24 protein-coding genes and 1 pseudogene are annotated in these 26419 nt (G+C 52.4%); 15 read left to right on the top strand and 10 right to left on the bottom strand.

The features are described 5' to 3' along the window. Positions 1-4: 4 nt before the first annotated feature. From ACKTS9_RS13725 to ACKTS9_RS13770, 10 genes are all read left to right on the top strand, one after another. Entirely contained in the window at positions 5-820 is an 816-nt protein-coding gene (locus tag ACKTS9_RS13725) for a class I SAM-dependent methyltransferase (RefSeq protein WP_407881469.1), read from the top strand. 24 nt (positions 821-844) lie between these two features. Further along, on the top strand, positions 845-1651 hold the full coding sequence (locus tag ACKTS9_RS13730; RefSeq protein ID WP_407881472.1) for a class I SAM-dependent methyltransferase: 807 nt from the start codon (positions 845-847) through the stop codon (positions 1649-1651). A gap of 162 nt (positions 1652-1813) precedes the next feature. Then, entirely contained in the window at positions 1814-2404 is a 591-nt protein-coding gene (locus tag ACKTS9_RS13735) for an MptD family putative ECF transporter S component (protein ID WP_407880804.1), read from the top strand. Further along, positions 2405-3124 (top strand): energy-coupling factor transporter transmembrane component T, encoded by a 720-nt coding sequence (locus tag ACKTS9_RS13740; protein ID WP_407880801.1) that lies wholly within the window; start codon positions 2405-2407, stop codon positions 3122-3124. It begins immediately after the preceding gene. Between the two features lie 13 nt (positions 3125-3137). Further along, positions 3138-4601, top strand: coding sequence for an ABC transporter ATP-binding protein (locus ACKTS9_RS13745; protein WP_407881474.1), 1464 nt, complete (start codon positions 3138-3140; stop codon positions 4599-4601). A 148-nt stretch (positions 4602-4749) separates the two neighbouring features. After that, positions 4750-5565: a helix-turn-helix domain-containing protein gene (locus tag ACKTS9_RS13750; protein WP_407880797.1), complete on the top strand. Its 816-nt coding sequence runs from the start codon at positions 4750-4752 to the stop codon at positions 5563-5565. A gap of 110 nt (positions 5566-5675) precedes the next feature. After that, positions 5676-7442, top strand: a complete 1767-nt coding sequence (locus ACKTS9_RS13755; protein WP_407880795.1) for an ABC transporter ATP-binding protein — start codon at positions 5676-5678, stop codon at positions 7440-7442. A gap of 1 nt (position 7443) precedes the next feature. Continuing rightward, on the top strand, positions 7444-9192 hold the full coding sequence (locus tag ACKTS9_RS13760) for an ABC transporter ATP-binding protein (RefSeq protein WP_407880792.1): 1749 nt from the start codon (positions 7444-7446) through the stop codon (positions 9190-9192). Positions 9193-9214: 22 nt separating this feature from the next. Further along, the gene (locus tag ACKTS9_RS13765; RefSeq protein WP_407880790.1) at positions 9215-9610 is read left to right on the top strand and encodes a metal-dependent transcriptional regulator; all 396 of its coding nucleotides are present in this window, start codon (positions 9215-9217) and stop codon (positions 9608-9610) included. Continuing rightward, complete coding sequence (locus ACKTS9_RS13770) at positions 9607-10023, top strand: winged helix-turn-helix domain-containing protein (RefSeq protein WP_407881476.1); 417 nt, start codon at positions 9607-9609, stop codon at positions 10021-10023. Before ACKTS9_RS13765 ends, ACKTS9_RS13770 begins: the two co-directional genes overlap by 4 nt. Positions 10024-10267: 244 nt before the next feature. Here ACKTS9_RS13770 and ACKTS9_RS13775 read toward each other — a convergent pair. The 6 genes and pseudogenes from ACKTS9_RS13775 to ACKTS9_RS13800 all read right to left on the bottom strand — a co-directional run. Next, positions 10268-10387: pseudogene (locus tag ACKTS9_RS13775) on the bottom strand (sigma-70 family RNA polymerase sigma factor); the annotation flags it as partial. A 201-nt stretch (positions 10388-10588) separates the two neighbouring features. Then, the gene (locus ACKTS9_RS13780; protein WP_273482076.1) at positions 10589-12217 is read right to left on the bottom strand and encodes an ABC transporter substrate-binding protein; all 1629 of its coding nucleotides are present in this window, start codon (positions 12215-12217) and stop codon (positions 10589-10591) included. Positions 12218-12244: 27 nt separating this feature from the next. Then, complete coding sequence (locus ACKTS9_RS13785; protein WP_273482077.1) at positions 12245-12955, bottom strand: ATP-binding cassette domain-containing protein; 711 nt, start codon at positions 12953-12955, stop codon at positions 12245-12247. Continuing rightward, positions 12940-13731, bottom strand: a complete 792-nt coding sequence (locus ACKTS9_RS13790) for an ATP-binding cassette domain-containing protein (protein ID WP_273482078.1) — start codon at positions 13729-13731, stop codon at positions 12940-12942. Before ACKTS9_RS13790 ends, ACKTS9_RS13785 begins: the two co-directional genes overlap by 16 nt. Then, complete coding sequence (locus ACKTS9_RS13795) at positions 13724-14524, bottom strand: ABC transporter permease (protein ID WP_273482079.1); 801 nt, start codon at positions 14522-14524, stop codon at positions 13724-13726. The genes ACKTS9_RS13790 and ACKTS9_RS13795 overlap by 8 nt, the downstream gene beginning before the upstream one ends. Continuing rightward, positions 14521-15471 (bottom strand): ABC transporter permease, encoded by a 951-nt coding sequence (locus tag ACKTS9_RS13800; protein WP_407881480.1) that lies wholly within the window; start codon positions 15469-15471, stop codon positions 14521-14523. The genes ACKTS9_RS13795 and ACKTS9_RS13800 overlap by 4 nt, the downstream gene beginning before the upstream one ends. Positions 15472-15641: 170 nt before the next feature. Between ACKTS9_RS13800 and ACKTS9_RS13805 the strand changes: the two genes are divergently transcribed. The 5 genes from ACKTS9_RS13805 to ACKTS9_RS13825 all read left to right on the top strand — a co-directional run bounded on the left by ACKTS9_RS13805 (position 15642) and on the right by ACKTS9_RS13825 (position 21154). Beyond that, positions 15642-16616, top strand: coding sequence for a helix-turn-helix domain-containing protein (locus ACKTS9_RS13805; RefSeq protein ID WP_407881482.1), 975 nt, complete (start codon positions 15642-15644; stop codon positions 16614-16616). Positions 16617-16805: 189 nt separating this feature from the next. Continuing rightward, the gene (locus ACKTS9_RS13810) at positions 16806-18602 is read left to right on the top strand and encodes an ABC transporter ATP-binding protein (protein WP_407881484.1); all 1797 of its coding nucleotides are present in this window, start codon (positions 16806-16808) and stop codon (positions 18600-18602) included. Then, a complete protein-coding gene (locus tag ACKTS9_RS13815) occupies positions 18592-20346 on the top strand; it encodes an ABC transporter ATP-binding protein (protein WP_118428850.1) in 1755 nt (584 codons plus the stop codon). Before ACKTS9_RS13810 ends, ACKTS9_RS13815 begins: the two co-directional genes overlap by 11 nt. Beyond that, positions 20346-20741: a metal-dependent transcriptional regulator gene (locus ACKTS9_RS13820; protein ID WP_118428849.1), complete on the top strand. Its 396-nt coding sequence runs from the start codon at positions 20346-20348 to the stop codon at positions 20739-20741. Before ACKTS9_RS13815 ends, ACKTS9_RS13820 begins: the two co-directional genes overlap by 1 nt. Next, positions 20738-21154 (top strand): winged helix-turn-helix domain-containing protein, encoded by a 417-nt coding sequence (locus tag ACKTS9_RS13825; RefSeq protein ID WP_118428854.1) that lies wholly within the window; start codon positions 20738-20740, stop codon positions 21152-21154. Before ACKTS9_RS13820 ends, ACKTS9_RS13825 begins: the two co-directional genes overlap by 4 nt. 199 nt (positions 21155-21353) lie before the next feature. Here the strand turns inward: ACKTS9_RS13825 and ACKTS9_RS13830 are convergent, their stop codons facing one another. The 4 genes from ACKTS9_RS13830 to mobP3 all read right to left on the bottom strand — a co-directional run bounded on the left by ACKTS9_RS13830 (position 21354) and on the right by mobP3 (position 26418). Continuing rightward, on the bottom strand, positions 21354-21611 hold the full coding sequence (locus tag ACKTS9_RS13830) for a helix-turn-helix domain-containing protein (RefSeq protein WP_270441193.1): 258 nt from the start codon (positions 21609-21611) through the stop codon (positions 21354-21356). Then, positions 21608-23425, bottom strand: coding sequence for a type IV secretory system conjugative DNA transfer family protein (locus tag ACKTS9_RS13835; RefSeq protein ID WP_407881490.1), 1818 nt, complete (start codon positions 23423-23425; stop codon positions 21608-21610). Before ACKTS9_RS13835 ends, ACKTS9_RS13830 begins: the two co-directional genes overlap by 4 nt. 116 nt (positions 23426-23541) lie before the next feature. Further along, positions 23542-24447: a DUF3991 and toprim domain-containing protein gene (locus ACKTS9_RS13840; protein WP_407881493.1), complete on the bottom strand. Its 906-nt coding sequence runs from the start codon at positions 24445-24447 to the stop codon at positions 23542-23544. A gap of 12 nt (positions 24448-24459) precedes the next feature. After that, positions 24460-26418, bottom strand: coding sequence for a MobP3 family relaxase (gene mobP3 / locus ACKTS9_RS13845; RefSeq protein WP_407881495.1), 1959 nt, complete (start codon positions 26416-26418; stop codon positions 24460-24462). Position 26419: the final 1 nt, after the last annotated feature.

Raw genomic sequence — 26419 nt, forward strand, 5'->3', positions numbered from 1 at the left:
CCCAATGAAAGAAAAGCAAAAGCAGCAAAACATGATCCACCTTGGCACCCATGGTGAAGATTACGGGAACTGGATGTCAAACCCGGTATTATATACAATCGGAGGGCTTCTCGTGGTGACGGGAGCGGTGGCTTCCCTGGCATCCACAGTGTTTCATGTCACGGTGCTGAGCGGATTGGCGTTAATCGCCGCGATTTCACTGCTGTTGTTGCTCTGCTGGTGCGGCTGGATCCGGCGGCAGTACGCGTTCGGCGGTGGAGGAATGATGGAGCGCGTCCACCACACCGTCCTTTCCTATCTGGATTTTGACGGACAGGGACAGCTTCTGGACGTGGGCTGCGGCTCCGGCGCACTGTCCATCCGGGCGGCGCTCATCTGGCCGGATGCCCAAGTCACAGGCATCGACTATTGGGGTGCAGCCTATGGCTACGGACAGATCATGTGCGAGAGAAATGCCGCCGGTGAAGGCGTAGCGGCCCGGTGCCAGTTTCAGCATGGGGACGCCAACCATCTGAATTTTCCGGATGAGAGCTTTGACGCCGTGGTAAGCAACTATGTGTATCACAACATCAACAGAGCGGACAAGCGGGCGCTTCTGATGGAAACGCTGCGGGTTCTGAAAAAGGGCGGCGTGTTTGCGCTGAACGATGAGATGAAGCCCCGGATGTATGGGGATGTGGAGGAATTTGCCCAGGAGCTGCGGGACATGGGCTATCAGGAGGTACGGCTGGTGGATACAGCCGAAGAAGTCTTTGGCTCCCGCCGGCGGGCAGCTGTGATGATGCTGGGCTCATCTCGGTTACTTGTGGGCAGAAAGTAATTCGTCCAAATAGGAGGGTTGACCATGTCCAAGTTGGGCGTTGTAGAGGACACGCTGTTTGTCCCCATGCTGGGTAGGATCTATGCCAGCGAGTATTGCCCGCAGATCCTGTACGATCCAAAGGCGCTGGAACTGAAAAAGAGGTTGCCATCCGGCTTGCCGGAGCAGAACGGCCAGAGTCAGTATACCCTGCTGGCTTCCGCCGCTCGGTCTGCCAATATGGATCGGATCATCCGGACCTTTCTGGAGCACAGGTCGAACGGCGTGGTCGTTCAGCTCGGCTGCGGTCTGGAGACGACATATTCCCGCTGCGACAACGGAAGGTCGCGCTGGTATGCCGTGGATTTGCCCCATGTGGTGGAGTACCGGCGGGAGCTGTTGCCGGAGCCGGAGCGGGAGACCTATCTTGCCGGAGATGCCTTTGCTGAGGACTGGATCAGGCAGATCCGTGCCGATGTGCCGGATGCTCCTATTCTGGTCACCGCCGGAGGCCTGTTCCACTATTTTGAGGAAAGCAAGGTTGTGGGCCTCCTGCGGATGCTCACGGGGTTTGGAGAGATTGAAATCGTCTTTGACTCCGTGAGTAAAAGCGGTATGGCCATGATGCGGAAAAAGTACATGAAGCAGGTGGGCCACGGGGATGCGCAGATGTTCTTCTATGTGGATTCCGCATCGGAGCTGGCCGGGAAAATCGGCGGCGGGGTCAGGGTGCTGGCCGAGGAGCCCTATTACCGCCACATCCCTCGAACCGGATTGAAGCTGTCCACCAAGATCAGCATGGCGGTTTCGGACCGGTTTGGTATGGTAAAACTGATAAGAATATCTTTATAATAGCAACAGCATACAAATAAAAATCTAAATGGAGCAATCTACAACCGTATGGAGTGGTATGCCCCAATTGGAATATGATAAAATACCTCCTGCGAAATTCCGTTTCGCTTTTTTTAGCGCAAGTGGTTAGCCAAATCTAACTCAAATGGAGGTATGTAGAGAATGGAAGTAAGAAACAACAAACTACAAGCAAAAGACCTGATCAATGTCGGTATTTTTACCGCCATCTATTTTGTCGTTTTCTTTGCGGGCATGATGCTGGGGTACATCCCTATTTTTATTCCGCTGCTCGGATTAGTTTGCCCCATCCTGTGCGGTATTCCCTTCATGCTGTACTTAACAAAGGTCAAGAAGTTCGGTATGGTGTCCCTGACCGGTATCATCCTTGGCCTGCTGAATGTTTTAATCGGGGCTGGCGTTCTGGTTCTGATTTTCGGCGTGGTATTTGGCATTCTTGGCGATCTGGTATTGAAGGCTGGGAAATACCAGAGCTGGAAATGCACCCTCCTGGGCAACGGTGTATTCTCTCTCTGGATTATGGGCTATGTGAGCCGTATGTTCCTTACCCGCGTCGAGTTCTTCACTTTCCTGGAAAGCAACTATGGAGCCGAATATACCGCCACACTTGCTTCTTACACCCCGAACTGGATGTTCCCCGTTCTTTTTGTTGTGACCTTCATCGGCGGAATACTGGGGGCGCTGCTCGGAAAAGCGGTGCTAAAAAAGCACTTTGAAAAAGCGGGGATTGCTTAAATGAGCGCCGCAGAAGAATTGAAGTTTGAACGAAACTCCCTAATCCCGATTGACCCGAGAACCAAGATATTCCTGACAGTCACAGTCAGCACGATTACGATGGCAGGCGGCACGGGCGGAATGATGGACATCATCCGCCCGTGCTTGGTTGCCCTACCGGTCCTCCTTCTGCTACTGTCGCAGCGGTGGAAAGCCGCGGCAAGATTTTCAATTACATACGCGGTCCTCTACGGCCTGGAGCTGACAGTTATCCCCATACTCACGGGTATGTGGAATTTTATTCTGAATGCGGCCAGCGGGATTTATACGCACATGCTCCCCGGTTTTGTGATGGGATACTACCTCATCAGCACAACAACTGTCAGTGAATTTGTAGCGGCCATGGAGCGGATGCACGTCCCACAGAAAATAGTAATCCCTGTATCTGTGGTTTTCCGCTTTTTCCCTACCGTCCGGGAGGAGTATGCGGCCATCCGTGACGCCATGAAAATGCGAGGGATTACAACGCTCTGCAGTCCCATGAAGATGCTGGAGTACCGCATCGTTCCCCTCATGATGTCGGTCGCAAAAATAGGGGAGGAATTGTCGGCGGCCGCTTTGACAAGAGGGCTGGGCGCTCCCCAGAAGCGCACGAATATTTGTGAAATTGGGTTTGGGCTGCTGGATGTCCTGTGTGCCATTGTTTCAATCTTTGGATGGGCAGGATTTTTCTTGAAGTAAGGGGAGGACTATTGTGATCCAGTTGAAGAACATCAATTTTTGCTACGCAGGTGGAGAAAACGCAGGCCGACTGGAACAAATCAATCTTGAAATTCCTGATGGGCAGGTAGTTCTCCTGTGTGGGCGGTCCGGTTGCGGAAAAACCACTCTGACCCGCCTGGTAAATGGACTGATCCCCAATTACTATGAGGGGGAACTGACAGGAGAAGTTTTATTGGATGGCAAAAACATCAGCCGGCTTCCGCTCTATGAAACAGCCAAGTATGTGGGCAGCGTTTTTCAAAATCCTCGGACGCAGTTTTTCACAGTGGACTCCACCAGCGAACTGGCCTTTGGGTGTGAGAACCAGGGATTACCCGAAAGCGAGATTACCCATCGGGTTAAGTCCACCGCCGTACAGTTTGACATGGAAGATCTCCTGGGGAAAAATATTTTTCGCCTGTCAGGCGGAGAAAAACAAAAAATTGCCTGCGCTTCTATTTCTGTCAGCGATCCGCCTATTATCGTTTTAGACGAGCCATCCTCTAATCTGGATCAATCAGCCACAGAGGATTTGTGCCGTATGATACGCGTTTGGAAACAGCAGGGCAAGACCATCCTGATTGCGGAGCATCGGCTCTATTACCTCAAAGAACTGATAGACAGGGTCCTCTATCTGAACGATGGAAGAATTGAGAAAGACTATACGGCACAGGAGGCATTGAACTTGTCCCCAGGACAACAGATCAACATGGGCCTTCGTCCGTTTGAACTTGCGGCTTTCCCCTCAACGCCCCATCCTTTTGACGAAAAAGGACAGATTCAGTGTGAGAATTTTCATTTTGCATACACTAAGCATCGGGACGCCCTGAATATTGGGTGTCTTTCCTTGCCGGAGGGCGGCATCGTTGCATTGATTGGACATAACGGGGCCGGAAAATCCACGCTGGCAAGATGCCTCTGTGGGCTGGAAAAACACTGCGATGGCGTTGTGAAGATGAATGGAAAGCAATATAATAAAAAGCAGCGGCTGGCCCTGTGCTACATGGTGATGCAGGATGTCAACCACCAGTTATTTACGGAAAGCACCGAGGAAGAAATGCTCATTAGTATGGCGGCCCCAAGCTCTGACCGGGCGGATGCGGTTCTTGAGCGGTTGGATTTGATGCAGTTTAAGGATCGGCACCCAATGGCGCTCTCCGGAGGCCAGAAGCAACGAGTCGCCATTGCCACCGCTCTGGTTTCAGACCGCAAAATCCTGGTGTTTGATGAGCCGACCAGCGGATTAGACCTGCATCACATGAAAGAAGTGGCCGATGAACTTATAACGATACAGGAGATGGGAAAGACCTCTCTTGTTATCACTCACGATTATGAGTTGATCGTCAGTTGTTGTACTCATGTTTTGCATTTGGAGCATGGTGTTGTGCAGGAACAATATGCGCTGGATGCCGCAGGGCTTCAGCGTATTCAAAATTTTTTTATAGAATCGAGGTGATCCCAGTTTGAATAAAAGTGACCTGTTTTTCTCGCGGCAAAATATGAATTTGCTCTGCCGGGATGAATCCTGCTCGGTCTACCAAATGAAAAATGAAACAGGAGACGGAACTGCAACCTATTATGAAGTATATCCCGGAATAGGTGTCATGTATAATGATTTTCACATGGAGCACTGCCCGTCAAGGAAGTTTGAACAAAATACGCACACTTTTGCAATTCACCATTGCAGAGAAGGCCGTGTCGAGTGGGAAGTCAGCAATGGCGCTTATCTTTATCTTGCGTCCGGCGATATTATGCTGGACAGTTCTGCCACGGAAAACAACCATTGCAGCTTTCCCGTAAGCCATTACCACGGGATCACGGTTACAATTTCTGTCCCTGAAGCGGTAGAGGGTTTGAGTGATTTTCTGTCCATGTTTTCCATTGATCTGGAGCAAATCGAACAGCAATTCACCTTAAAGACTCGACCTTTCATTATGCACGGAAATTCCGTTCCCGACCATGTAATTTCGGAACTGTACCAGGTGCCGGAAAATATCCGCCTGGAATATCTCAGAGTAAAGGTGTTAGAACTGTTGGTCACGCTCAGGACGGTAGATCCTACGGTCTTGGGTGTGGAACGTCCCTATTTTTATAAAACGCAGGTAGAGAAAGTCAAGGCAATCATGTCGTTTATGACAAATGAGCCGGAGCACCATTTCACCATGGAGGAGCTTTCTGAAAAGTTCGATATTTCCACTTCTGCTCTGAAGCAGTGCTTTAAGGGCGTGTATGGCACCGCCATTTATACCTATATGCGGAATTATCGTATGGACCTGGCAGCTTCTCTTTTGACACAGACGGATGAACCGATTACGGTGATCGCCGGAAAAGTTGGCTATACGAACACCAGCAAGTTCTCCGAAGCGTTCAAGAAAGTAAAGGGAAAAACACCGCTGGAATATCGAAAAATAAAAATCTAAATGGAGTAAAAACCGGCCGGGCAGAGTGGCAGACAAAATGAATACCTGCAATACTTAGAGAGTATCAAAGTGATTGATACTCTCTATTTTTTTGCCAAGGAGGAATGGAAATGAAGCAGAAAAGCTGGATTTCTATTGTGTTTTCCTTTGCTTCACAGTGCCGGGGCAAGATTGTCCTGTCCGTTTTATGTGCGATCATCAGTGTGATTGCCGGACTGATACCCTATTGGAGTGTTTACCAGATTATCACGCTCTTTATCGGCGGTTCACCTGTGATGGCAGAGGTTTGGAGATGGTGCTGGATTGGACTTGGCACTTATGCGATACGCTTCTTGTTCTATGGTATTTCAACGAGCCTGTCCCACATATCCGCCTACACCATTTTGGAGAATATTCGTTTGGCTCTTGCGCAGCGGCTGATGAAAGCGCCGCTGGGGACAGTCATCGGGGAGTCTGTTGGAAAGCTGAAAAGCGTACTGGTGGATCGGGTGGAAACGATTGAATTGCCGCTGGCCCACATGATCCCGGAGTGTATCTCCAACCTGCTGCTCCCCGTGGCAGTCTTTGTCTATCTGGTCTGCATCGACTGGCGTATGGCACTGGCGATGCTGGTCACGCTGCCTTTCGTCCTGATTGCTTTTGCTATGATGATGAAGAATTTTAACAAGCTTTATGCCGATTACATGGAGTCCAATAACTATGTAAACGGCGTGATTGTGGAGTATGTGGAGGGTATTGAAGTTATCAAGGCGTTTAATCAGTCCTCCAGTTCCTATGAAAAATTCACAAAGGCGGTTAAATCTTTCAAGGACTACACCCTCAAATGGTATCAAAGTTCCTGGAAGGTGATGAACTTTGTTTCTGCTGTGCTACCGTCCACTTTTTTGGGAACGCTTCCGATTGGTATGTATCTCTACTGGAACGGTAGCCTCACGCCGCAGGATCTTGCGATGTGCCTGATCCTCTCGCTGGGCATTGTAGGCCCGCTCATGAACTTCACCACTTATGTCAATGAGACGAAGGCAATTGAATACGCTGTCCACGATGTGGACGAGTTGCTCCATGTGAAGGAACTGCCCGATACTGGAAAGCCAGTGGACATGCACTCCAAAGACATTCAACTTCAGAATGTTTCGTTCTCTTATGATAAAGAGAGCGGTAAACAGGTGCTTTCCCATATCGATCTAAAAATCCCGGAGGGAAAGTTTACGGCGCTTGTCGGTCCATCCGGTGGAGGCAAGTCCACCATCGCCCGCCTGATTGCTCGTTTTTGGGATGTGAACGATGGGGAAATCACCATTGGCGGTGTAGACATTCGCAGTATGCCGCTGGCCCAACTTGCCGATATTGTCAGTTTTGTTACACAGGATAACTTTCTGTTCAACTGCTCCATCAAGGAAAACATCCGGCTTGGAAACCCTGATGCTACGGACGAAGAAGTATATGCGGCGGCAAAAGCCGCCTGCTGTGATGAGTTCATTCATAAGCTGGAGCAAGGTTACGACACGATGGCTGGTGATGCCGGAAACCGACTGTCAGGCGGTGAAAAACAGCGTATTTCTATTGCCCGAATGATTTTGAAAAATGCCCCTATCGTGATTTTGGACGAGGCAACTGCGTTCACCGATCAGGAGAACGAAGAAAAAATCCAGCAGTCCATTGCTGCTTTGACAAAAGGAAAAACATTGCTCGTAATCGCACATCGTCTGTCCACCATCAAGAATGCCAATCAGATTATCGTCCTGCAAAACGGGCAGGTTGAGAATACGGGCACTCATCAGCAGCTTTTAGATGGCGACGCTCTCTATCGGGATATGTGGGAGGCGCATATCGGAGCGCAGAACTGGTCTGCCGGTTCCGGGAAAGGGGGTAACTGATATGTTTCGGATTGTAAATCGACTGATCCAGTGGACTGGTAAATATAAACGGCGCATTTACATCGGGTTTGTCTACGCTTTCATTCACAGCATTTTTACCGCGATCCCTATTATGCTGGCTGCGAATGGATTGAGTTCTGTTCTGGATGACTTCAATGGCGTCAAGGCATTGGAGAGCCGGGACATCTGGATCGTGCTGGGAGCCATGATTTTAGCTGTATTGGGCCGATACCTGTTCTCTTATTTCCGAGCCATCACACAGGAAAGTGTTGGTTATGAAGCAACCGCTGACGAGAGAATACGACTGGGAGATATTCTGAAGCGAGTGTCGCTTGGTTTTTTCAGCAAGAACAATATGGGCGAACTATCCGCAGCCGCAACGACCGACCTCTCGTTTATGGAGATGTACGCCATGAATATGGTCAACACCGTTGTGAATGGATACATCACCGTTATCGTCCTAATAATGTTCCTTGTATTTTACAGCCCTATGGCGGGAGGAATTGCTCTGGCTGGTGTCCTTCTGTCTGCCCTATTCCTCCATCTGCTGGAGGCACGCAGCCACCAAAACGCGCCTATCCATCAAAAGGCGCAGGATGATATGGTGGAAAGTTCCATTGAGTATCTGCGGGGGATGCAGGTGGTGAAAGCCTTTAAGCAGGAAGGCGTGTCTATTGCCAGTATCCGCAAAGCATACAACGACAGCAAGAAAATCAACATCAAAATTGAAGTGGAATATATGCCCTTTAACTGCCTGCACTTGTTTTCGCTGAAAGCTGCCTCCATTGCCATTGTCGCTGTGGCCGCTCTGCTGACCTATAACGGCAGTATGGGACTTCCTACCATGCTCATGCTGGATATGTTTTCCTTTATGATCTTTGGAAGTGTTGAAGCCATGAACAATGCCGCCCATGTATTGGAGGTCATTGATGCTACGCTGGATAAACTGGACGGCATTGAACACGCCGAGATGATAGACAAAGACGGAGAAGATATTTCTTTGCAGAACACAGACATCGCTTTCCATGATGTGACATTCTCGTACGATACAGTTCCTGTTTTGCGGAATATTAGCTTTTCCATCCCGCAGGGCAGCACTACGGCCATTGTAGGGCCATCTGGCAGCGGCAAGACCACGATTTGTAACCTGATTGCCCGTTTCTATGATGTGGACAGCGGTGAGGTCACAGTAGGCGGTGAGGATGTGCGGAATATGACTTGTGACAGCTTGCTCCGCAATATTTCGATGGTCTTTCAAAAGGTCTATCTGTTCCACGATACCATTGAAAACAACATCCGTTTCGGCAATCCAAGTGCAACCAAGGAAGAAATTATAGAGGCGGCGAAAAAGGCTCGGTGCCATGACTTCATTACGGCTCTTCCCGATGGATATGAAACGGTGATCGGCGAGGGCGGATCTACACTGTCCGGCGGCGAAAAGCAGCGTATTTCCATCGCCCGCGCAATCTTGAAGAATGCCAATATTGTCATTCTTGACGAGGCAACCGCAAGCATTGACCCCGAAAACGAGCATCTGATCCAGCAGGCCATCAGCGAGTTGACCATTGGGAAAACGGTCATTGTCATTGCTCACCGTCTGGCAACGATTGAACACGCTGACCAGATTTTGGTGGTGGATCAGGGGCAAGTCGTTCAGAAAGGAACGCATCAGCAACTTGTCCAGCAGAATGGGCTTTATCGCCGGTTCATTACGATCCGCGAGCAGGCAGAGGGCTGGAGCATTGCTTGATACTTTGAAGTGGCACCGTACCATGAAACTTCATGCGTCCGGGGAAGACTATCTGGAGGCCATCCTTGTCCTCAAAAAGAAAAAGGGTATGGTGAGGTCTGCGGATGTTGCCCGGCACTTGGAGGTGTCGAAGCCAAGTGTGTGCCATGCTGTGGCTACCCTGAAAAAGGGCGGCTTCCTGCTCATGGATGGAGCTCACTTCCTGCACCTGACGGATCTCGGCCGTGAGGTTGCCGAGGATACCTACGAAAAGCATCGCTTTTTTACAGAGATGCTTGTAACAGCTGGTGTCGATCCAGTCACTGCCGAGCGGGATGCCTGCCGGATTGAGCATGTGGTCAGCAAGGAAACCTTTGAGCGACTGAAAGCAACTCATAAACAGAGTGAGAAAGCGGTGATATCATCGGACGAGTCATGATTTTGGAGCTGTGCAAAAGAGATACGGAAGTTTTGGAGCAGATCCTGTCTATCCTCAAAAACCACCCTGAGATAGAAAAATTCGAGATTGACGAGGAACCGATGGTGTCGCTCCCCGGTCTTGAGATTTTTCCAAGCAGACGAAAGATCTTTCGGGATCGACAGGAGATTCAGCTTACCACAAAAGAATATCGGATTCTCCTGCTGCTGGCCGCCAACAAAGGCCGTGTGCTGACCTACGCACAGATTTACGAACAGGTCTGGGGCGATTTCACCACAGGAAACGAAAACAATACGATAGGTTTTCATATCTGCAACCTGCGCGAGAAGCTATATCGGGCTAATCCAGATGCCCCGTTCTACATTCGCTCTGTGCGGGAAGTCGGATACTGCCTGGATGTCGATGAACCGTAATTCTACCGCCATTTTCTTTCACATGGATGTCTTTTCTCTGATCTAAATCTCTGTTAGAGTGAGTCCTTCTGGGTGGTTCACAATGAACCGCCCCTTGGTCCACCGCACGGGCGCAAATCTCCCTTGGCGGAAGATTTTGAAATTATTATTGATACAGCGAGTGGTTTGTACTGCATTGTGGTACAAACCACTCTCTCATTTATATCACGGTATAAAGATTGGAGGTGCTACTCCCGTTTGCTTTTTGACGGGAGGCGCGTTTCGCAAGAGTACGGCGGTAGCTTTTCGCTTCGCCTACCAACGTTTTCTTTGCCAATGCGTCATACTGATGTTGTATTCTTTCCTTGATTTTTGACTCGGTCAGCTTCGTTGACTACAAAAAGTACCATTCCCACAAACAAAGCTACCCTCGTTTTCTCCCTCTACTAATACTACAATTTGAAGCGGAGATTTTGGCCAACTTTGCTGCTTGCCATTTTCAGCAATAAATTTTGCTGAATAGCAAAGGCCCAATGTAGACTCTCAATCTGCATTGGGCCTTGCTTTCATCAAAACCAAATTTGTTTTAAGCAACTGGCTGTAATCCACTCACATCAAAGAAGGCAGGCACACCACTAAATTCGTAACCGGCAATCTTGTCGGTGTTGTAGAGAATCAGGTCTTTGTAGTAGGTCAACGGAATATCAATCACATTACACAAGTCATAGTTGATGAGGTAATTGTAGAGTTCCTGAACCTCAGCAGGATCATCCGTCTGCTTAACAGCAGTGATAGCGTCAAAAAACTCCTGGGAGCCGTCAACCTGGCTCAGAGAGAAGGTATGCGGGGTCATGGAGGGCATAGCACCGAAGAAGCAGTGAGGTGAGGAAAATTCATACTCACCAATCCAATAGGTAATGTCAAAGTTGCCGGCCATCATCTCGGCATACCACTCCATCTTCTCACTGCCCTTGAGTTCCAGCCCGATGCCGACCTTCTCTAACTGGCTCTTGAGCAGAGTGGCATAGGAGGAAACCAGAGAATCCTGCGCCGTGTCATAGATAAAGGTCAGGTTAAGTGTCTCACCGTCTTTCTCCCGAATGCCAGTTTCTTCATTCATTACCCAGCCAGCCTCATCCAGAAGGGCGGCCGCTTTTTCGGGATCGTAGGGGTAAGATGCCGTAAGCTCAACGTCGGTGTAGGGGGTTCCTTCCGGGAAAGGCATCTCCGCAATCCGCTCATAGCCGTAGGTTAGGCCATCAGAGAACTCCTCTTTATTGATGGCGTGAGACACCGCCTGACGAACTCGGGCATCCACCAGAGGACCGCTGGAAGCGTTGAGGGTAATATCACGGGCACGAGTATCCTTTTCCGCAATGGCTCCTGCAACTCCATCCAGAGCTGTGGCCTGCTGGTAGTCCTGATAGGAAATCATGGAGCTACCATAAACCAGATCAATTTCACCGGTCTGGAGCGCCTGTAGCCGGGAAGTGGAGTCAGGGATATACCGGGCAATGATTTCATCGAAATAGGGTTCCTCGCCCCAGTAATTCTCGTTGCGGACAAAGCGGGTGTATTCACCAGACACATATTCCTCATAGATGTAGGGGCCGGTGCCAGCATAACCCTGAACCGTCTGGAAATCGCCCTCCACAATTTGATTGGGCGACTGCATTCCGCCTACATCTGGCCAGCAGAAGTCATAGGCATAACCGTAGTAGGGGTGCGGGTAGGTAATAGTGACAGTGTACTCGTCCGTGGCTTCCACGCTCTCTATATCGTAAATACCGGGGCAGGCCATATACTGCGGGTTGCTGTGCATGAAATCCAGATTCTTTTTCACCGCCTCGGCATTGAAGGGGGTTCCGTCATGGAAAGTAATTCCTTGGCGGAGCGTCAGCGTCATCACGGTTCCATCCTCATTGAACGAGTAGGATTCAGCCAGATTGCCCTTGACCTCTCCATCCTCGTATTTTAGGAGGGTTTCATAGAGCATGGTGCACATGGAGTAATTATAAACACCCATATAAAGCGGAGACAGAGTAGTTGTCTCGGTCATGGTTGCGATGGTAAGCGTTTTGTCTTGGGTGTTGTCCCCACCTTGGCTTTCGGATATGGAGGATGACGGATCGTTGTTGGCTGGCCCGCCGCAGGCACTCAATACCATGCAGAGGCAGAGCACCGCTGAAATCAGAGAAAGCAATTTCTTTTTCATGACTATGTTCCTTTCTTTGGATATTATTTATTTGGATTCAGTGCGGACAGCTTCCCGCACGAATACCCCTTGGTTTAATTCGAGAATCCGACTGGATATGCGATATGCTGTCTGCCGGTCGTGGGTAATCAGCAGATAGGCACAGCCAAATTCCTCGTGGTAACGCTCCAGAACCTGCAGTACAGCATCTGCGGAAAGAAGGTCCAGCCCGCTGGTGACTTCATCCAGCACCAGAAATTGCGGATGAATGGAGAGGGCCCGGAGCAGAGAAAGGCGGCGCTGTTCGCCGCCAGAGAGCTGACGAACCGGAATTTGAAGAAGATGGGAGTCCATGTGGGTCAGCTCCATCAATTCATCGATTCTCGCCCGCCTTTGCCGCTTGTCCAACTGCGTCAAGTTGCGTAGGGCCTCCTCCACATTGTGGTAGACGGAGCGAGCCGGGTTGAGCGTCCCGGAGGCGTCCTGAAAAACCGCTTGGATATGACTGCGTTTCTCCCGCCATGTGGACGCCTTCCAGCGGGTAATATCTTCTCCATTCCATGTAATAGTTCCGCTGTTCGGTTTTTCAATGCCGATCAGAAGCCGGGCCAGGGTACTTTTTCCGCTGCCGCTTTCCCCCAGAACAGCGATATTTTCTCCAGCAGACCAGGAGAAAGACACATCATGAAGGACCTGGTATGGCCGCTGTTTTTCGTCCATATAAGTTTTGGACACCTGATCCACTACAAAGCCTTCCATGACCAATCTCCCCCTTTCCGGGTTTCCGCGGCATGAACAAATGCCTGCGTCCATGACTGCTGCGGATGAGTAAACAACGCTTCGGTATTCTGCCGCTCAATTATGGCGCCCTGCTCTAAAATCACTGTCTCCCGGCAGAGCATTTTCAAAGCCGATACATCGTGTGATACGAACAGGATGCCGGCGGAGTGATAAATCTCCCGCAGCAGCGTAAGAAGGTGATCCCGGTTTTCTTCATCCAAAGCCGAGGTAGGCTCATCCGCAAGGATATAGCGCGGGGCAAGCCCTCCCAGACAGGCCATGGATACCCGCTGGAGCATTCCGCCGGAGAGTTGGCTGGGAAAAGAGTTCAAAATCCGTTCCACATCTTCCAGATTGACGGCCAGCAGCTGTTCCCGGGCCAGCGTCAGCGCTTTGTCTTTCGGTAAATTCAAGCGGAGCCGGAAGGTCTGTACCATCTGTGCGCCGATTCTCATGTGAGGATCAAATGCGGTCATTGGGCTTTGTGGGATAAAGCCGAGCACCGTTCCGCAATATTTCCGCCGCTCTCGAGCGGGAAGCTTTTCCAGAGACAGCCCATCCAGAAGAATTTCGCCCGCCTCAATAACACAGCCATAGGGCAGAATCCCCATGACTGCCTTGATGATTGTAGTCTTGCCCGATCCGCTGGCTCCGGTCAGACCCAGTGGCTCTCCGGGGGTGAGGGTAAAGGAAACATCCCGCACCAGAGGCCTGCCCTCCTTGGAACGGACTGTGAGATGTTTTACTTCAAGCATCGATTCGCCCTCCTGACTCCAGTTGGCGGCCCAGAAGGTTGAACGACAGGACGCACAGGAAAATAAATAGCATGGGGTAGAGAACCAGCCCAGGTGCCAGTCCAAACGAGGTTCGCCCTTCGGACACCATGCTACCCCAGTCGATGACCCCTTCTCCCAAACTCAGACCGATAAAGGAGAAGCCGGAAATGGAGAGGATCATCTCTCCCGCGGAAAGGCAGGAGAAGCGAAACGCATCCCGAATGAGGTTCGGCAGAATGTGGACCAGCAAAATACGAAAACGGGAAGCGCCGGAGGCCACTGCGCACAGGACATACGCCTTGCTGTATTCCAGTTCCGTCTTGGTCTTTACCAGCTTGATCATCCGCAGAATGAGGGAGACTGTGAGAGCCACCACCATGGTGGAAACACTGTTGCCCCAAGTGCTGATGAAAATAATGAGATAAGCGATGGGCGGAATGGCAGTAACTGCGTTCAGAATACTTTCAAACAATACATTGCGTCCCGCTTTTCCCTGGCCCAGCAGAAGGCCGAGCAGGATACCGACCGTCATGACGATGGCGGAGCCCATCAGGACGATGCCCAGCGTGGTATAACCGCCATACAGGATGCGGGAGAGAACGCACCGGCCATACTGGTCAGTTCCCAGCGGATACTCCGCACAGGGAGCCAAAAAGGACTGTGTAATCACGACCTCCTCCGGATCGTTGGGAGCAGCCAAAAAGCCTAAAAAGCAGAACAGGATCACCAAAGCCGGCAAAATGCTTAAAAAAAGGATATGTAACTTTTTCATTGGACCGCCCCCTCAGCATGGCCGCGCTGGAATATCCGCTGCAGAATGTCGGAAACCGCGTTGCAGATCACCAGAAAGAAGGCCAGAAACAGGATCGTGGCATGTATCATAGGCGTGTCCCGGTAGAGTACGCTGTCCACGATGGAATACCCAAGGCCGGGCAGGGAAAAGATTTTCTCCACAATAGCGGAGCCGGCCAGAGAGATACCAACCATCTGCAAAAAACTGGGCGCCAGACCGGCCAGCGCATGGGGCAGTGCATGGGTCCACAAAATCCTCATGTCGGAAAGCCCCCGGCAGCGGGCGTACACTGCATAATCCTCATTCATCTCCCGCTCAATATTTTTGGAGAGAAGTTGAGAGTAGAGGGCAATCCCGCCCACGGCCAGGCAGATGGCTGCGGGCAGATACCGCATCAGCCCCGTACTGGAGGCCACGGAGATCCATCCGAAACGGACTGCAAACACATCGAGAAAGGAACTGGCAAGGAAGAATGGCGGGATGGATACGCCCACGATGCACACAAAAACCAAAAGCAGGTGCGCCCATTTCCGCCTGCACCAGTAGCACAGGCTTCCTACAAGAAGAATACCGGCCGCTTCAATGACTGCCGCTATCAATACAATGCTCAGTGTGACGCCCATTGCGCGGGATACCTCGCCTAAAACAGAGCGTCCGTTGACCAGTGAGGTCCCAAAGTCAAGGTGGAGCGCATCTCCCACCCATGTTCCGTACTGGACCAGAAGTGGCTGATTGAGCCCCATCTCCTCCCGAAGCTCACCAAGCTGCTCCGGCGTGTATAACATAAAAGTTCTCCGGGCATAAGCTTCCGCCGCATCCACCGGAGAAAGTTTCACCAGTAAAAAAGAGAGAAAGGTTACAATCAGCAAGGTCAGCAGAAGTTCCATAATTTTTCTTGCTGTGAACGAATGAACCAGTCTTTTCAACGCATATTGCCCTCCCTTGCTTTTTTCTCATTTATGTGTTATTATGCGGTTAGCATACACTAACCGTCTTATAGAATTATAGTGCCTTTATTCGCAAAAACAAGTGATTGCCCATTTGTTTGGTCGATTGCGAAAATCATTTGGCCGATTGCAAAAAGGAGGTGATGCCGGTGCGTACAGGATTTGAGCAATTATGTCTTTCTCATCTGCCCCAGTTGGGGCTGAAGCCGGCCCGGAAGGGACAGGAAGAAAAAAATGGAGTAGGCTTTACTTTTGTCCCGGAGCCAGAGGTTGGAGAAGGCTATCTGTGGACCTATCCTATCAACGCAGCCTGCTCGTTAACTATTTATGATGTGGTGTTCCACCAGGATATGTCTTTTCGCTATCACCACCCCGCCGCTCTGACGGTTGCGGTTAGTTCTCCAAGCAGTGCGGAGCCTGCGCTGACAAAGCACTGTACTAATCCGGAAAATCTGGTAGGCTATTTTTTGGAGGAGGGGACCTTTGGGCATACGATCCCTAAAAATACTCCCGTCCGAAGCATTGGGATTGGCCTGATGCCAGAGTTCTTCGAACAACAACTTCCCGCACTGATGGGGCAGGATGCCACGCAGGTGAGGAAAGCGGCCTGTACACTGGATGGGACGGTGTCACTCCCCGAGGTAGAAGGCCTTCTCCACCAGATGGCAGCTTATCTGCCACAGGCGGGAACTGCGGGTCTGCGCTATGAAGCAAAGGTGTTCGATCTGCTCGCCGCCCTCCTGGAGTGGAATGACTTGACTTTATCTACCCCGACCACCGCCAGCATATCCGCAAAGGATCAGGAGGCGATGCAAAGCCTCAAGCATTTTCTGCTTCAGAATTACTCCGCCAAAGTAGATCTCCAGCGTCTGGCCCAGATGTGCTATATGAGCAAGTCAAAACTGACTTATCTGTTCCGTATGCTTTACGGCACCACAATTTATGAGTTTATACTGACCTGTCGGATCGACCGGGCAAAAGAGTTGCTGACCGGCCACCAAAAAAAGATCAGCGAGATTGCCGCTCTGGTTGGGTATGAGCGGCAAAGCAGTTTTTCCGCCGCATTTCATCAGAAAACGGGCATCACGCCCAATGAATTCCGCCGACAATTCTGGAACAAATAAAGTAGAATATATTGGGAAGCACGCCGTGATTGCGGCGTGCTTTTTTTCAATCGGCCAAATCTATTTCGGAATATTCCAGACTTTAGCTGGAGCGATTGCGCTTTCTACGGACGGACAGTATCATTTGGTTAGTTGATGCAAACCTCTGAATAAATACCTTGGCGTAGATGTAGATAAGGAGATGATGTGATGACTCAGAAGAAAAAAACAGGGATTTCCAGGCTCTTGGAGTTTGGAGGGCGTTACCGCTGGATGACGGTGGTAGCCTGCATATTATCCGGACTCAGCTCCGTACTTATGCTGTGTCCTTTTTTGTGTATTTGGCTGGTTCTTCGGGATGTGCTGGCAGCTCTACCAGACTTGAGCGAGGTAGATGTAGGGACGATGACCCTTTATGGATGGGCTGCTCTGGGCCTGGCTGTAGGAGGCTTTCTCCTCTATTCGCTGGCTCTTTTATTTTCCCATTTGGGTGCGTTTCACACAGCAAAAAATATGCAATCCCAGATTTTACATCATTTGGCCTCACTTCCTTTGGGTTTTTTCTCCCAGAACAGCAGCGGCAAACTGCGGAAAATCATCAATGAGAACACAGCGCAAACGGAAAACTTCTTGGCGCACCAGCTTCCGGATATGACCGGATCAGCCGTGACTGCTGTGACGATGTTGGCCATGCTCCTGTTCTTTGATTGGAGATTAGGCGGCCTGTCCATTCTTCTGCTGATTGCGGGGTTTATGGTACAGATGCTGATGACCAGCGAGAAATCCATGTCCTATATGCGGAAATACCAGGACGCTTCGGAACAGATGAACAATGAGGCGGTAGAGTATGTACGCGGTATCCCGGTGGTCAAGGTGTTCCAGCAGACGATCTACTCATTTAAGAGCTTTTACGCCGCTATCATGTACTACAAGGACAATGTAACGGAATACGCGCTCTCCTGTCAGGGGCCGATGGTGGCCTTCAATGTCATCATCAACGCCTCCTTTGCTGTACTGATTCCGGCTGGCATCCTCCTGATTGGCCCGGAACAGTACAGCGAGTTTCTGCTGGATTTGATTTTCTACATTCTTTTTACTTCCGGGAGTGCCGGCATCCTCAATAAAATTCTGTTTTCCGGCACACACCGTATGATGGCGCAGGAAGCGGTGCGGCGGGTTGACTCTCTGCTGGCAGAGGCTCCTGTGGTAGAGAATGCGCTTGCCCAGATACCGGATCGGAATGATGTGGAGTTCTGGGATGTGACCTTTACCTATCCGGGCGGCAAAGCGCCCGCGCTCTCTCACCTGTCGTTCCAAGTCCCGGAGGGGAAAACTGTGGCTTTGGTAGGCGCTTCGGGCAGTGGAAAGACCACTGCCGCCACTCTGATTCCCCGGTTTTGGGATGTGCAGGAAGGGTCGGTCTGCATTGGAGGCATCACGGTTTCTCAGATTCCCAAGCGGGAACTGATGGAGCGCATTGCTTTTGTATTTCAGGACAGCCGGTTGCTGAAGGCCAGCATCTTGGAAAATGTCCGTGCCTCCCGGCCGGATGCAACCAGGAACCAGGTACTGGAGGCGCTCCAGGCCGCCCAATGTGATGATATTTTAGAAAAATTACCGAAAGGCATAGATACGGTGCTGGGAACCAAGGGTGTCTATCTCTCCGGCGGGGAGCAGCAACGCATCGCTCTTGCGCGGGCGATCCTCAAAGATGCTCCTATCGTGCTGTTGGACGAAGCGACCGCTTTCGCTGATCCCGAGAACGAGCACAAAATTCAGATGGCATTTGAGCGTCTGACCAAAGGGAAAACTGTCCTGATGATTGCCCACCGACTTCCCACCATTCAAAACGCCGATGAGATTTTGGTATTGGAACAGGGAACCGTCGCGGAGCAGGGGGACCATGATGCGCTGATGGCACAGAACGGAATCTACGCCTCAATGTGGAGAGATTATCAGACCTCGATTGCTTGGAATATCGGAAAGGAGGGACACCATGCTTCGTAAACTTTTTTCTCTGACCGAACAGGGCGCAAAGGATTTGAAAAAAGGAATCATTGCCTCGGTCTTTACCTCACTCAGCCTGATGCTGCCCATGGGGCTGCTTTTAATGCTGGTGATGCAACTTCTCCAGCCACTTCTGGGGATTGAAGCGGCTGCACCTTCACTGGGCGCCTATACCGGAATGTGTCTGGCCCTGCTGGTGATTATTTTCCTGACCCACTACATTCAGTATCGCTGTACTTACATTGCGGCTTATGCCGAAAGCGCCCAGCGACGGATCAGCTTGGCCGAAAAATTACGCACCCTACCGCTGTCCTTCTTTGGCAAGCGGGACCTTTCTGACCTGACCACTACCATGATGAGCGACTGCAATGACCTGGAACGGGTTTTTGCCTATACGATTCCCCAGATTTTCGGAACGGCTATCAGCTGCGTGATCGTCTGCCTGTGCCTGTTTTTCATGGACTGGAGAATGGCGTTGGCAATTTTGTCGCCCTTTGTCCTGGCGATCCTTGTCCTTGTGGGGAGCAAACGCCTGCAAAACCATATGGACCTGAAAAAGATCCAATCCAAGCTGGACGCCGCCGATGGAATACAGGAGTTTCTGGAGAGCATCCGGGATTTGAAAGCCAACAATCAGGAGGACACCTACTTGGCAGGGCTGGATAAAAAGCTGGAGAAGATCGTACATACCTCCGTCTGTTATGAAATGACCAGCGGCCTGATGATTACTTCCTCGCAGATGCTCCTTCGATTGGGATTTCCGGCCACCGTGCTGGTGGGGACGCTGCTGTTGACACAGGGCGAACTGAATCTATTCTTTTTCCTCATGTTCCTGGTGGCAGCTTCCCGCATTTATGACCCACTCAGCGGTGTGATGATGCAGCTCAGTGAGATCTTCAATGCAATGCTCCAGCTCCGCCGCATGAAAGCCATTGAACAGGAGCCAGCACAGGAAGGCACAGTGGAGTATCAGGCCAAAGGTCACGATATTTGCTTTGACCATGTGGGCTTCCGGTATCAGGACGGTGAGGATGTGCTGTCCGATGTGACCTTCACCGCCAAGCAGGGCGAGGTGACCGCACTGGTCGGACCCTCTGGAGGCGGTAAGAGCACCACAGCGAAGCTGGCCGCCCGCTTTTGGGACATTCAGAAAGGCCGCATTGCTATGGGCGGCGTGGACATCTCCACGGTGGACCCGGAAACACTGTTGAAGGACTATGCCATTGTGTTCCAGGATGTGGTGCTGTTCAACGATACCATCATGGGAAATATCCGTCTGGGCCGCAAGGACGCCACAGATGAGGAGGTTATGGCCGCAGCCAGGGCCGCCCAGTGCGATGACTTTGTTCAGCGTCTGCCGGAGGGATACCTGACGGTGGTGGGCGAAAATGGCTCTACTCTGTCCGGGGGTGAACGCCAGCGTATTTCTATTGCCCGCGCCCTGTTGAAAAACGCCCCCATTGTTCTGTTGGACGAGGCGACCGCCTCTCTGGATGTAGAGAACGAAACCAGCCTCCAGACTGCGCTCTCCGCGCTGCTCAAGGATAAGACAGTTTTGGTTATCGCGCACCGAATGCGGACAGTGATGGGAGCCGATCATGTGGTGGTATTGGCAGATGGCCATGTGGTGGAAGAAGGCACGCCAGAACAGCTGATGGAGCGGGATGGGATGTTCCGCCGCATGGTGGAACTGCAAAGAGAGTCCTCCAACTGGCAGGTTGGCGGAAACCAGGGTGACACATGATGAAACTGCACGCTTCCGGCGAGGACTATCTGGAGGCCATCCTGGTTCTCCATAAGAAGATGGGCACGGTACGCTCCGTGGATGTTGCCCGGCACATGGAGGTATCGAAGCCCAGCGTGTGTCATGCGGTGGCTACGCTGAGAAAGGGCGGCTTTCTGCTCATGGACGAGGATCACTTCCTGCACCTAACCGACCTTGGCCGTGAGGTTGCCGAGGCCACCTACGAAAAGCATCGCTTCTTTACCGACCGGCTGATTGAAGCCGGCGTAGACCCCGAAACGGCGGAACGGGATGCTTGCCGGATCGAGCATGTGATCAGCGAGGAAACCTTTGAGCGACTGAAAGTTGCTTATAAACTGAACGAGAAAGCGGTGATATCATCGGACGAGTCATGATTCTGGAGCTGCACGAAAGAGATACGGAAGTTTTGGAGCAGATCCTGTCTATCCTCAAAAACCACCCTGAGATAGAAAAATTCGAGATTGATGAGGAACCGATGGTGTCGCTCCCTGGTCTTGAGATCCTTCCAAGCAGACGAAAGGTCTTTCGGGATCGCCAGGAGATTCAGCTTACCGCAAAAGAATATCGGATTCTCCTGCTGCTGGCCACCAACAAAGGCCGTGTGCTGACCTACGCACAGATTTACGAACAGGTCTGGGGCGATTTCACTACAGGAAACGAAAACAATACGATAGGTTTTCATATCTGCAACCTGCGCGAGAAGCTATATCGGGCTAATCCAGATGCCCCGTTCTACATTCGCTCTGTGCGGGAAGTCGGATACTGCCTGGATGTCGATGAACCGTAATTCTACCGCCATTTTCTTTCACATGGATGTCTTTTCTCTGTCATAAATCTCTGATAGAGTGAGTCCTTCTGGGTGGTTCACAATGAACCGCCCCTGAGTCCAGCGAATGGGCGCAATTCCCCCTTGGCGGAAGATTTTGAAATTATTATTGATACAGCGAGTGGTTTGTACTGCATTGTGGTACAAACCACTCGCTCTTTTATTTCACGGTATAAAGATTGGAGGTGCTGCTCCCGTTTGCTCTTTGGCGGGAAGCCTTTTTCAGATATCCGTGCCGCTCCAGATCGTGAAGCGCCCGCTTGACCGTGGAGCGGGACAGCCTCATATCCGAGGCAATGGTCTTGATGCCCGGCCAGCACTTTCCCTCGGCATCCGAGCGGTCCCGCAGGTACATATAGACCGCCTTCGCTCTGGAGGGAAGTTCGGTGTCGGCGTAAATTGTTCCGAAGTAGCTCATCGTTCCTCCTCTCCGAATGTCTTCATCTGCTTCCCTCGCTTTACAGCTCTCTCCTGGGCCGGGGTATGGGCGATTCCACCCCGGCTGGATACCGCATAGCCACGGCTTTCATCCATCTCCTCCGGTTCACTGAGCTGCGGGAGATTCCGCTCCAGATCCACCCGGTTGGCATAGGCCACCGCTCGATTGGCTCTCTCCGGCACGACATACGGCTCCCCGAAGGTAATGCCCCAGTTTAAGAAGAGCTGAAGCCGGGTCCGCATAGGATGTGTGCCGGTTTTCATGACAATGAAGCTGCCCTTGGGAATGGATTTCAGCTCGTCGGGCGTCAGCAGGGCACGCTCCATCATCTGTAGGCTCTGGCTGGGATCGTTCCTGCCCCGGCTCACCGAGCCGGAGAGGACGGTGCGGCTGCCCAGGGCTTTGGACAGCACCTCCGCGGTCTGGCTGTTGGGGGCGAAGCCGCCGAAGATGGTGTCCTGGCAGTTGTCCTGAATGATCTCGCATCCCTCTTTTCCGTAGTTTTTTTCAAGTTGCGCTAAGGACTGGATGATCGGCACGAGCGTTAACCGGCGAGAGCGTCCAGCTGAGAAAAGGGGCAGTATATCAAACGGAGGCATGGTGCCGAATTCATCACAGAAAAGCACCACCCGGTTTTTCAGCTTGCCTCCGTTCTCATCGGCCACGGCGAACAGCTCCCGGCTCAGGTTCTGGATCATGAGGCCGGCCATGAAGTTCTTGGTTGTGTCTTCTTCTGGCAGGATCAGAAAGATGGCAGACTTCTCCGAAGCAAACTTCTCGGCGTCAATGGCGCTGTCAAAGCACAGGATCTGCTCCAGCTCGCTGTCCAGAAAGGCATTCAAGCGGGACAGCACGGTGGACATGACGGAGGCCATGGCCTGCTCCGCACTATTGAGGGCGGCGCCGGCAAACCACCGCGCCTTGTGATCCGGCGGCAGTTTTGCCATCAGGAGCTGGAAGTGGCTCTTGCCCTTGACACGGCTGGGCTCCAGAAGATCCTGCACCAGCTTGAACACGGAGACGATATGGCGGCGCTCCTGGGGGTGGTCTTTATCGGGCGGCAGGAACTCGGCCAGCATCAGGATGACCGAAGTGAGAAGCCCTTCCGCCGCATCGTAGAAGAAAGCGTTCTGGCCGCGGTTGCTGTCATCGCCGTCCGGATTGACGATGGTCTTGGACAGGATTTTGGCGTATTTCTCGGCCTTGGCGCGGGCCGCGAGATTGTTCGGGTCATTCCGGGCAATGTCCATATACCGGTTGACCAGAGTCAGCAGATTGTTTCCGTCCGAGCGGGTGGGATTTCGCAGGTCGATCACGGCTACATTCTGATACCCATAGAAGTTCTTGGCAATGGCGCCGTAATTGCGGGCGAGGTCGCCCTTGCTGTCCAGCGCCAGCCAGCTCATGCCGCTGGCGCAGGCGTACTCCAGATTGGGATAGAGAAAATATGCGGTCTTGCCGATGCCGGAAGCGCCGATCATCAGGCAGTGGATGTCATCGCTGTCCACGAAGGCGGTGAGCTCGCCTTTCTTACCCTTGCACCCCAGCACCAGCCCCTGCTCCGTGGGCAGGTTCTGGCCGCTGCGCCATTTCTTCACCTCGAAGGGGACATGGGCATAGGTCTGCCGGATCTCTTTGGCTGTGGCCCATCTCGCGGTGCCGTGCTGGCCGTCGCCGACCGTTTTGGATTTGATCCCGCTCAGAGTGTAGTAGTGGGACAAGGCGGCCAGACAGCCGATGACCAGAAACATCAGCCCGCCGGCGGCCAACAAAATCAGGACTTGGTGTGGCATGGTTAACCCCTTTCAGGGCACACCACTTCCTGCTCAGTTCCATACTTCTGAATGCGCACATCACTCTTGTTACGGCCTACTTCGGGTGAACAGGAAGAGGTGTGCGTTGTTGTTATTTACTGCATGACTTGTGCGAAGGACGGTTCCTCAGCGGTCAGATCATCATTCCAATCCTTGTGTGTGGGAATGAGCCTTTCCACCGTGTACCTCTCTGCCAGCTGTTCCTCCATGCGCCGACTGGCCAGGTGGCCAGCCTCGTCATTGTCGAGGCAGAGCAAGACCGTATTGATCTGCGGCTGCCGCTCCAGCAGCTTCAGAACCGGCTGAATGGAGGTACCGCAGCAGGCCACATAGCTGTGGCTCTGCCAGTCCTCCGGATGGAGCGTGATGTAGGAGAGCATATCAATGGGAGCCTCAAACACATAGAGGCTTTCGTCTCTGCCGATATGGTGAAAGCTGTGGCGCGGGTCGCAGCCCTCCACATTGAGCCGGAAGGCTTTGCCATAGCTGTTGACGCTGCGCTTGTGAGCATGGCGGGGAATGCCATCTTCATCCGTACCCACGAAGACTGCGTTGTGGTACTCGGCATCTTCATACAGAATCTTCTCTCTGGCAAAGTGCGCCACAACGCTCCGGTCGATATTCCGGTGCTTGACCAGATAGGCATAGACCCGGCGCATATTGGAATTGGCGGGCGGAAGGACAAAGGGTTTCGGCGGCTCCTCCACCCGTTCTTGGGCAGAGGGATAGACCGTTCCCATCTCACCCCCCAGAAGCATGGTCACCGCCTCCGGATAGCTGAGGTGATAAAACCGCTGCACGAAGCTGACAGCGTGACCGCCCCGCTCCTCGGCGTGGTCGTACCACTCGTTGCCGCGGATGGTGACGCTATGGTCACGGGCCAGCCGTTTCTCTCTGCCGGAGGTAAGGAGCTTTTCACCGCGGCAGCGAAGAAACTCCTCCAGATCAACGGAGGCGGCTCGCTGCTTCTGTTCATCTGTGAAATGAATGTAAGTCGACATAGGTTCCTCCTGTTACATGGTCTGCTGATAGGATACCTGCTCCTCGTGATCATCCGCCTTGTGGCCCATGGCCATCCGCTTTTCCGTCAGCCGCTTGCGCCGCTTGGAGTCAATGCGAATCCCTGCCGGATTGTGAGGCGGCACGGAGTTGTCCCGGAAGATCCGGCCCATGCGGAGGAGCAGTTTGGTTGCCGCCAGCATGACGGACGGATCTCGGAACTGGTCAAAGCGGTCGAGGAAGAAATGGGCGTATTCATTGCCCTGAGCCGCGGAGCGGGTGAACCACTCCCTGGCCTGCTCCCGATCCTGTTCCACATCCCGGCCCAGGAGATACAGCTTGCCCAGTGTGTACTGAGCAAACGGGTTTTCTTGTCTGGCGGCGGCGGTCAGATATTCCAGCGCCTTTGCCGCATCCTTCGCCACGGACTCGCCGGTGAGATAGAGCTTTCCCAAGAGGTATTGAGCAAACGGATTTCCGTGCCCAGCAGCCTTGTCCAGCCAGCGCACCGCTTCCCCGGTGCGCTTTTGGGCGAGGAGCAGCTTCCCGAGAGCGTATTCTGAGAAGTCATTTCCGGCCTCTGCGGATAAGCGAAACCACCGCTCGGCTTTTTCGTGGTCCCGCATGGTGGAGAGGTCATCCCGGTAGAACTTTCCCAGCTGATGCGCCGCCACCGTGTATCCTTCCACCCAGAGCTGTTCCAGCACCCGGACGGCTTCGGCGTGTTCCTCATCCAGCGCATAGACATCCTGCAGAACCGTTTTGGCGGCACGATAGCGTCGAGCCTGTTCATATACGCTGCTGGATCGCTGCTCCTCATGTGCCGCCTCCGGCTCCGGCTCATCTTGCATCTTCTCATCTTCAAAAGTCGGGAGGCCGAGGCGGATATTCTCGGCCTCCCGGATGATATCGTTTTTAATCCGGCGGAACTCTTTCTGCTGAGAGAGCGGGAGATGCTCCCGCGGTGTACGGCTGCCATAGCACTCGTTCAGCTCATCCCGGATCTGATTCCAGGTTTCATAGCACTTTGCTACTTCCGGCTGCCGGGCCAGCTCGTCCACGATGGTGTCCACCAATGCTTTGAGCGGTTTCTTCAGATAGCCATACTGCTTTTTCCCGGTGGTGGTTTCCAGCGCCTGCACCAGCTGGCGCATCTGCTTCTCGATGACAGGGTTGTCGCAGAGCTGATGCTCCATCTTCTGAATCAGCTCCCGCATGGTATCCTGCGCCACTTCGATCAGCTCTTTATAGGCAACATCCTTCCGCTCGTAGATCTGGATCATCTCATCCCGGAAGATGGTGTTGGTCAGCTTGGAGCGCATGGTCGCAATGCCTTCCCTGGTCAGGAAGCCCTCCTTCGGATCGTCTGACCAGACCATCATGTGGATGTGGGGGTGATGCCCCTCATTGTGGAAGGCCGCATACCAGCGGAAGTGATCAGCCGGTATCTTCATGGCCTTGGCCAGATCCTGTGCGTGCATCATGAGCAGGCCGCGCCATGCGTCCGCATTGTCGTACCCCAGCCGGGCAGCATCCTCACGGCGCAGGGAGTAGATGATGGTCCACACATTTCCGTCATGGGCTTCCAGCTCGGACATGGCTGCGTCGAGGTCTACTGCGGCGGCGGAGCTGAACAGGCCATGGGCCCCGCGGCGCTCCACACGGGGGCGGGTGGCAATGTAGGACAGGTATCCGCTCTCAGAATTTATTTCGTGGAGGTTTGCATCCAGCGCCATGGTGATGAAGGCTGATGCGGTACCAAAGGTAGGCGTCTTACGGTAATCCTCATACTCGAACAGCTCCACGGCATCAGGGAAATCATGCAGGAGCTTTTGGATCAGTTCCCGCTGTCCTTTGGTGACGGGACCGTTGCCGGTCAGCTTCTCCACACCTTCGCGGGTGGCAATGTATTTCATGTACCCGCCGGCCTTTTCGGATTTGATGTAGCCGCTTTTCTGTACGAGCTTTGCCATG

Source organism: Owariibacterium komagatae (assembly GCF_045865535.1).
GTDB lineage: Bacteria > Bacillota > Clostridia > Oscillospirales > Ruminococcaceae > Ruthenibacterium > Ruthenibacterium komagatae.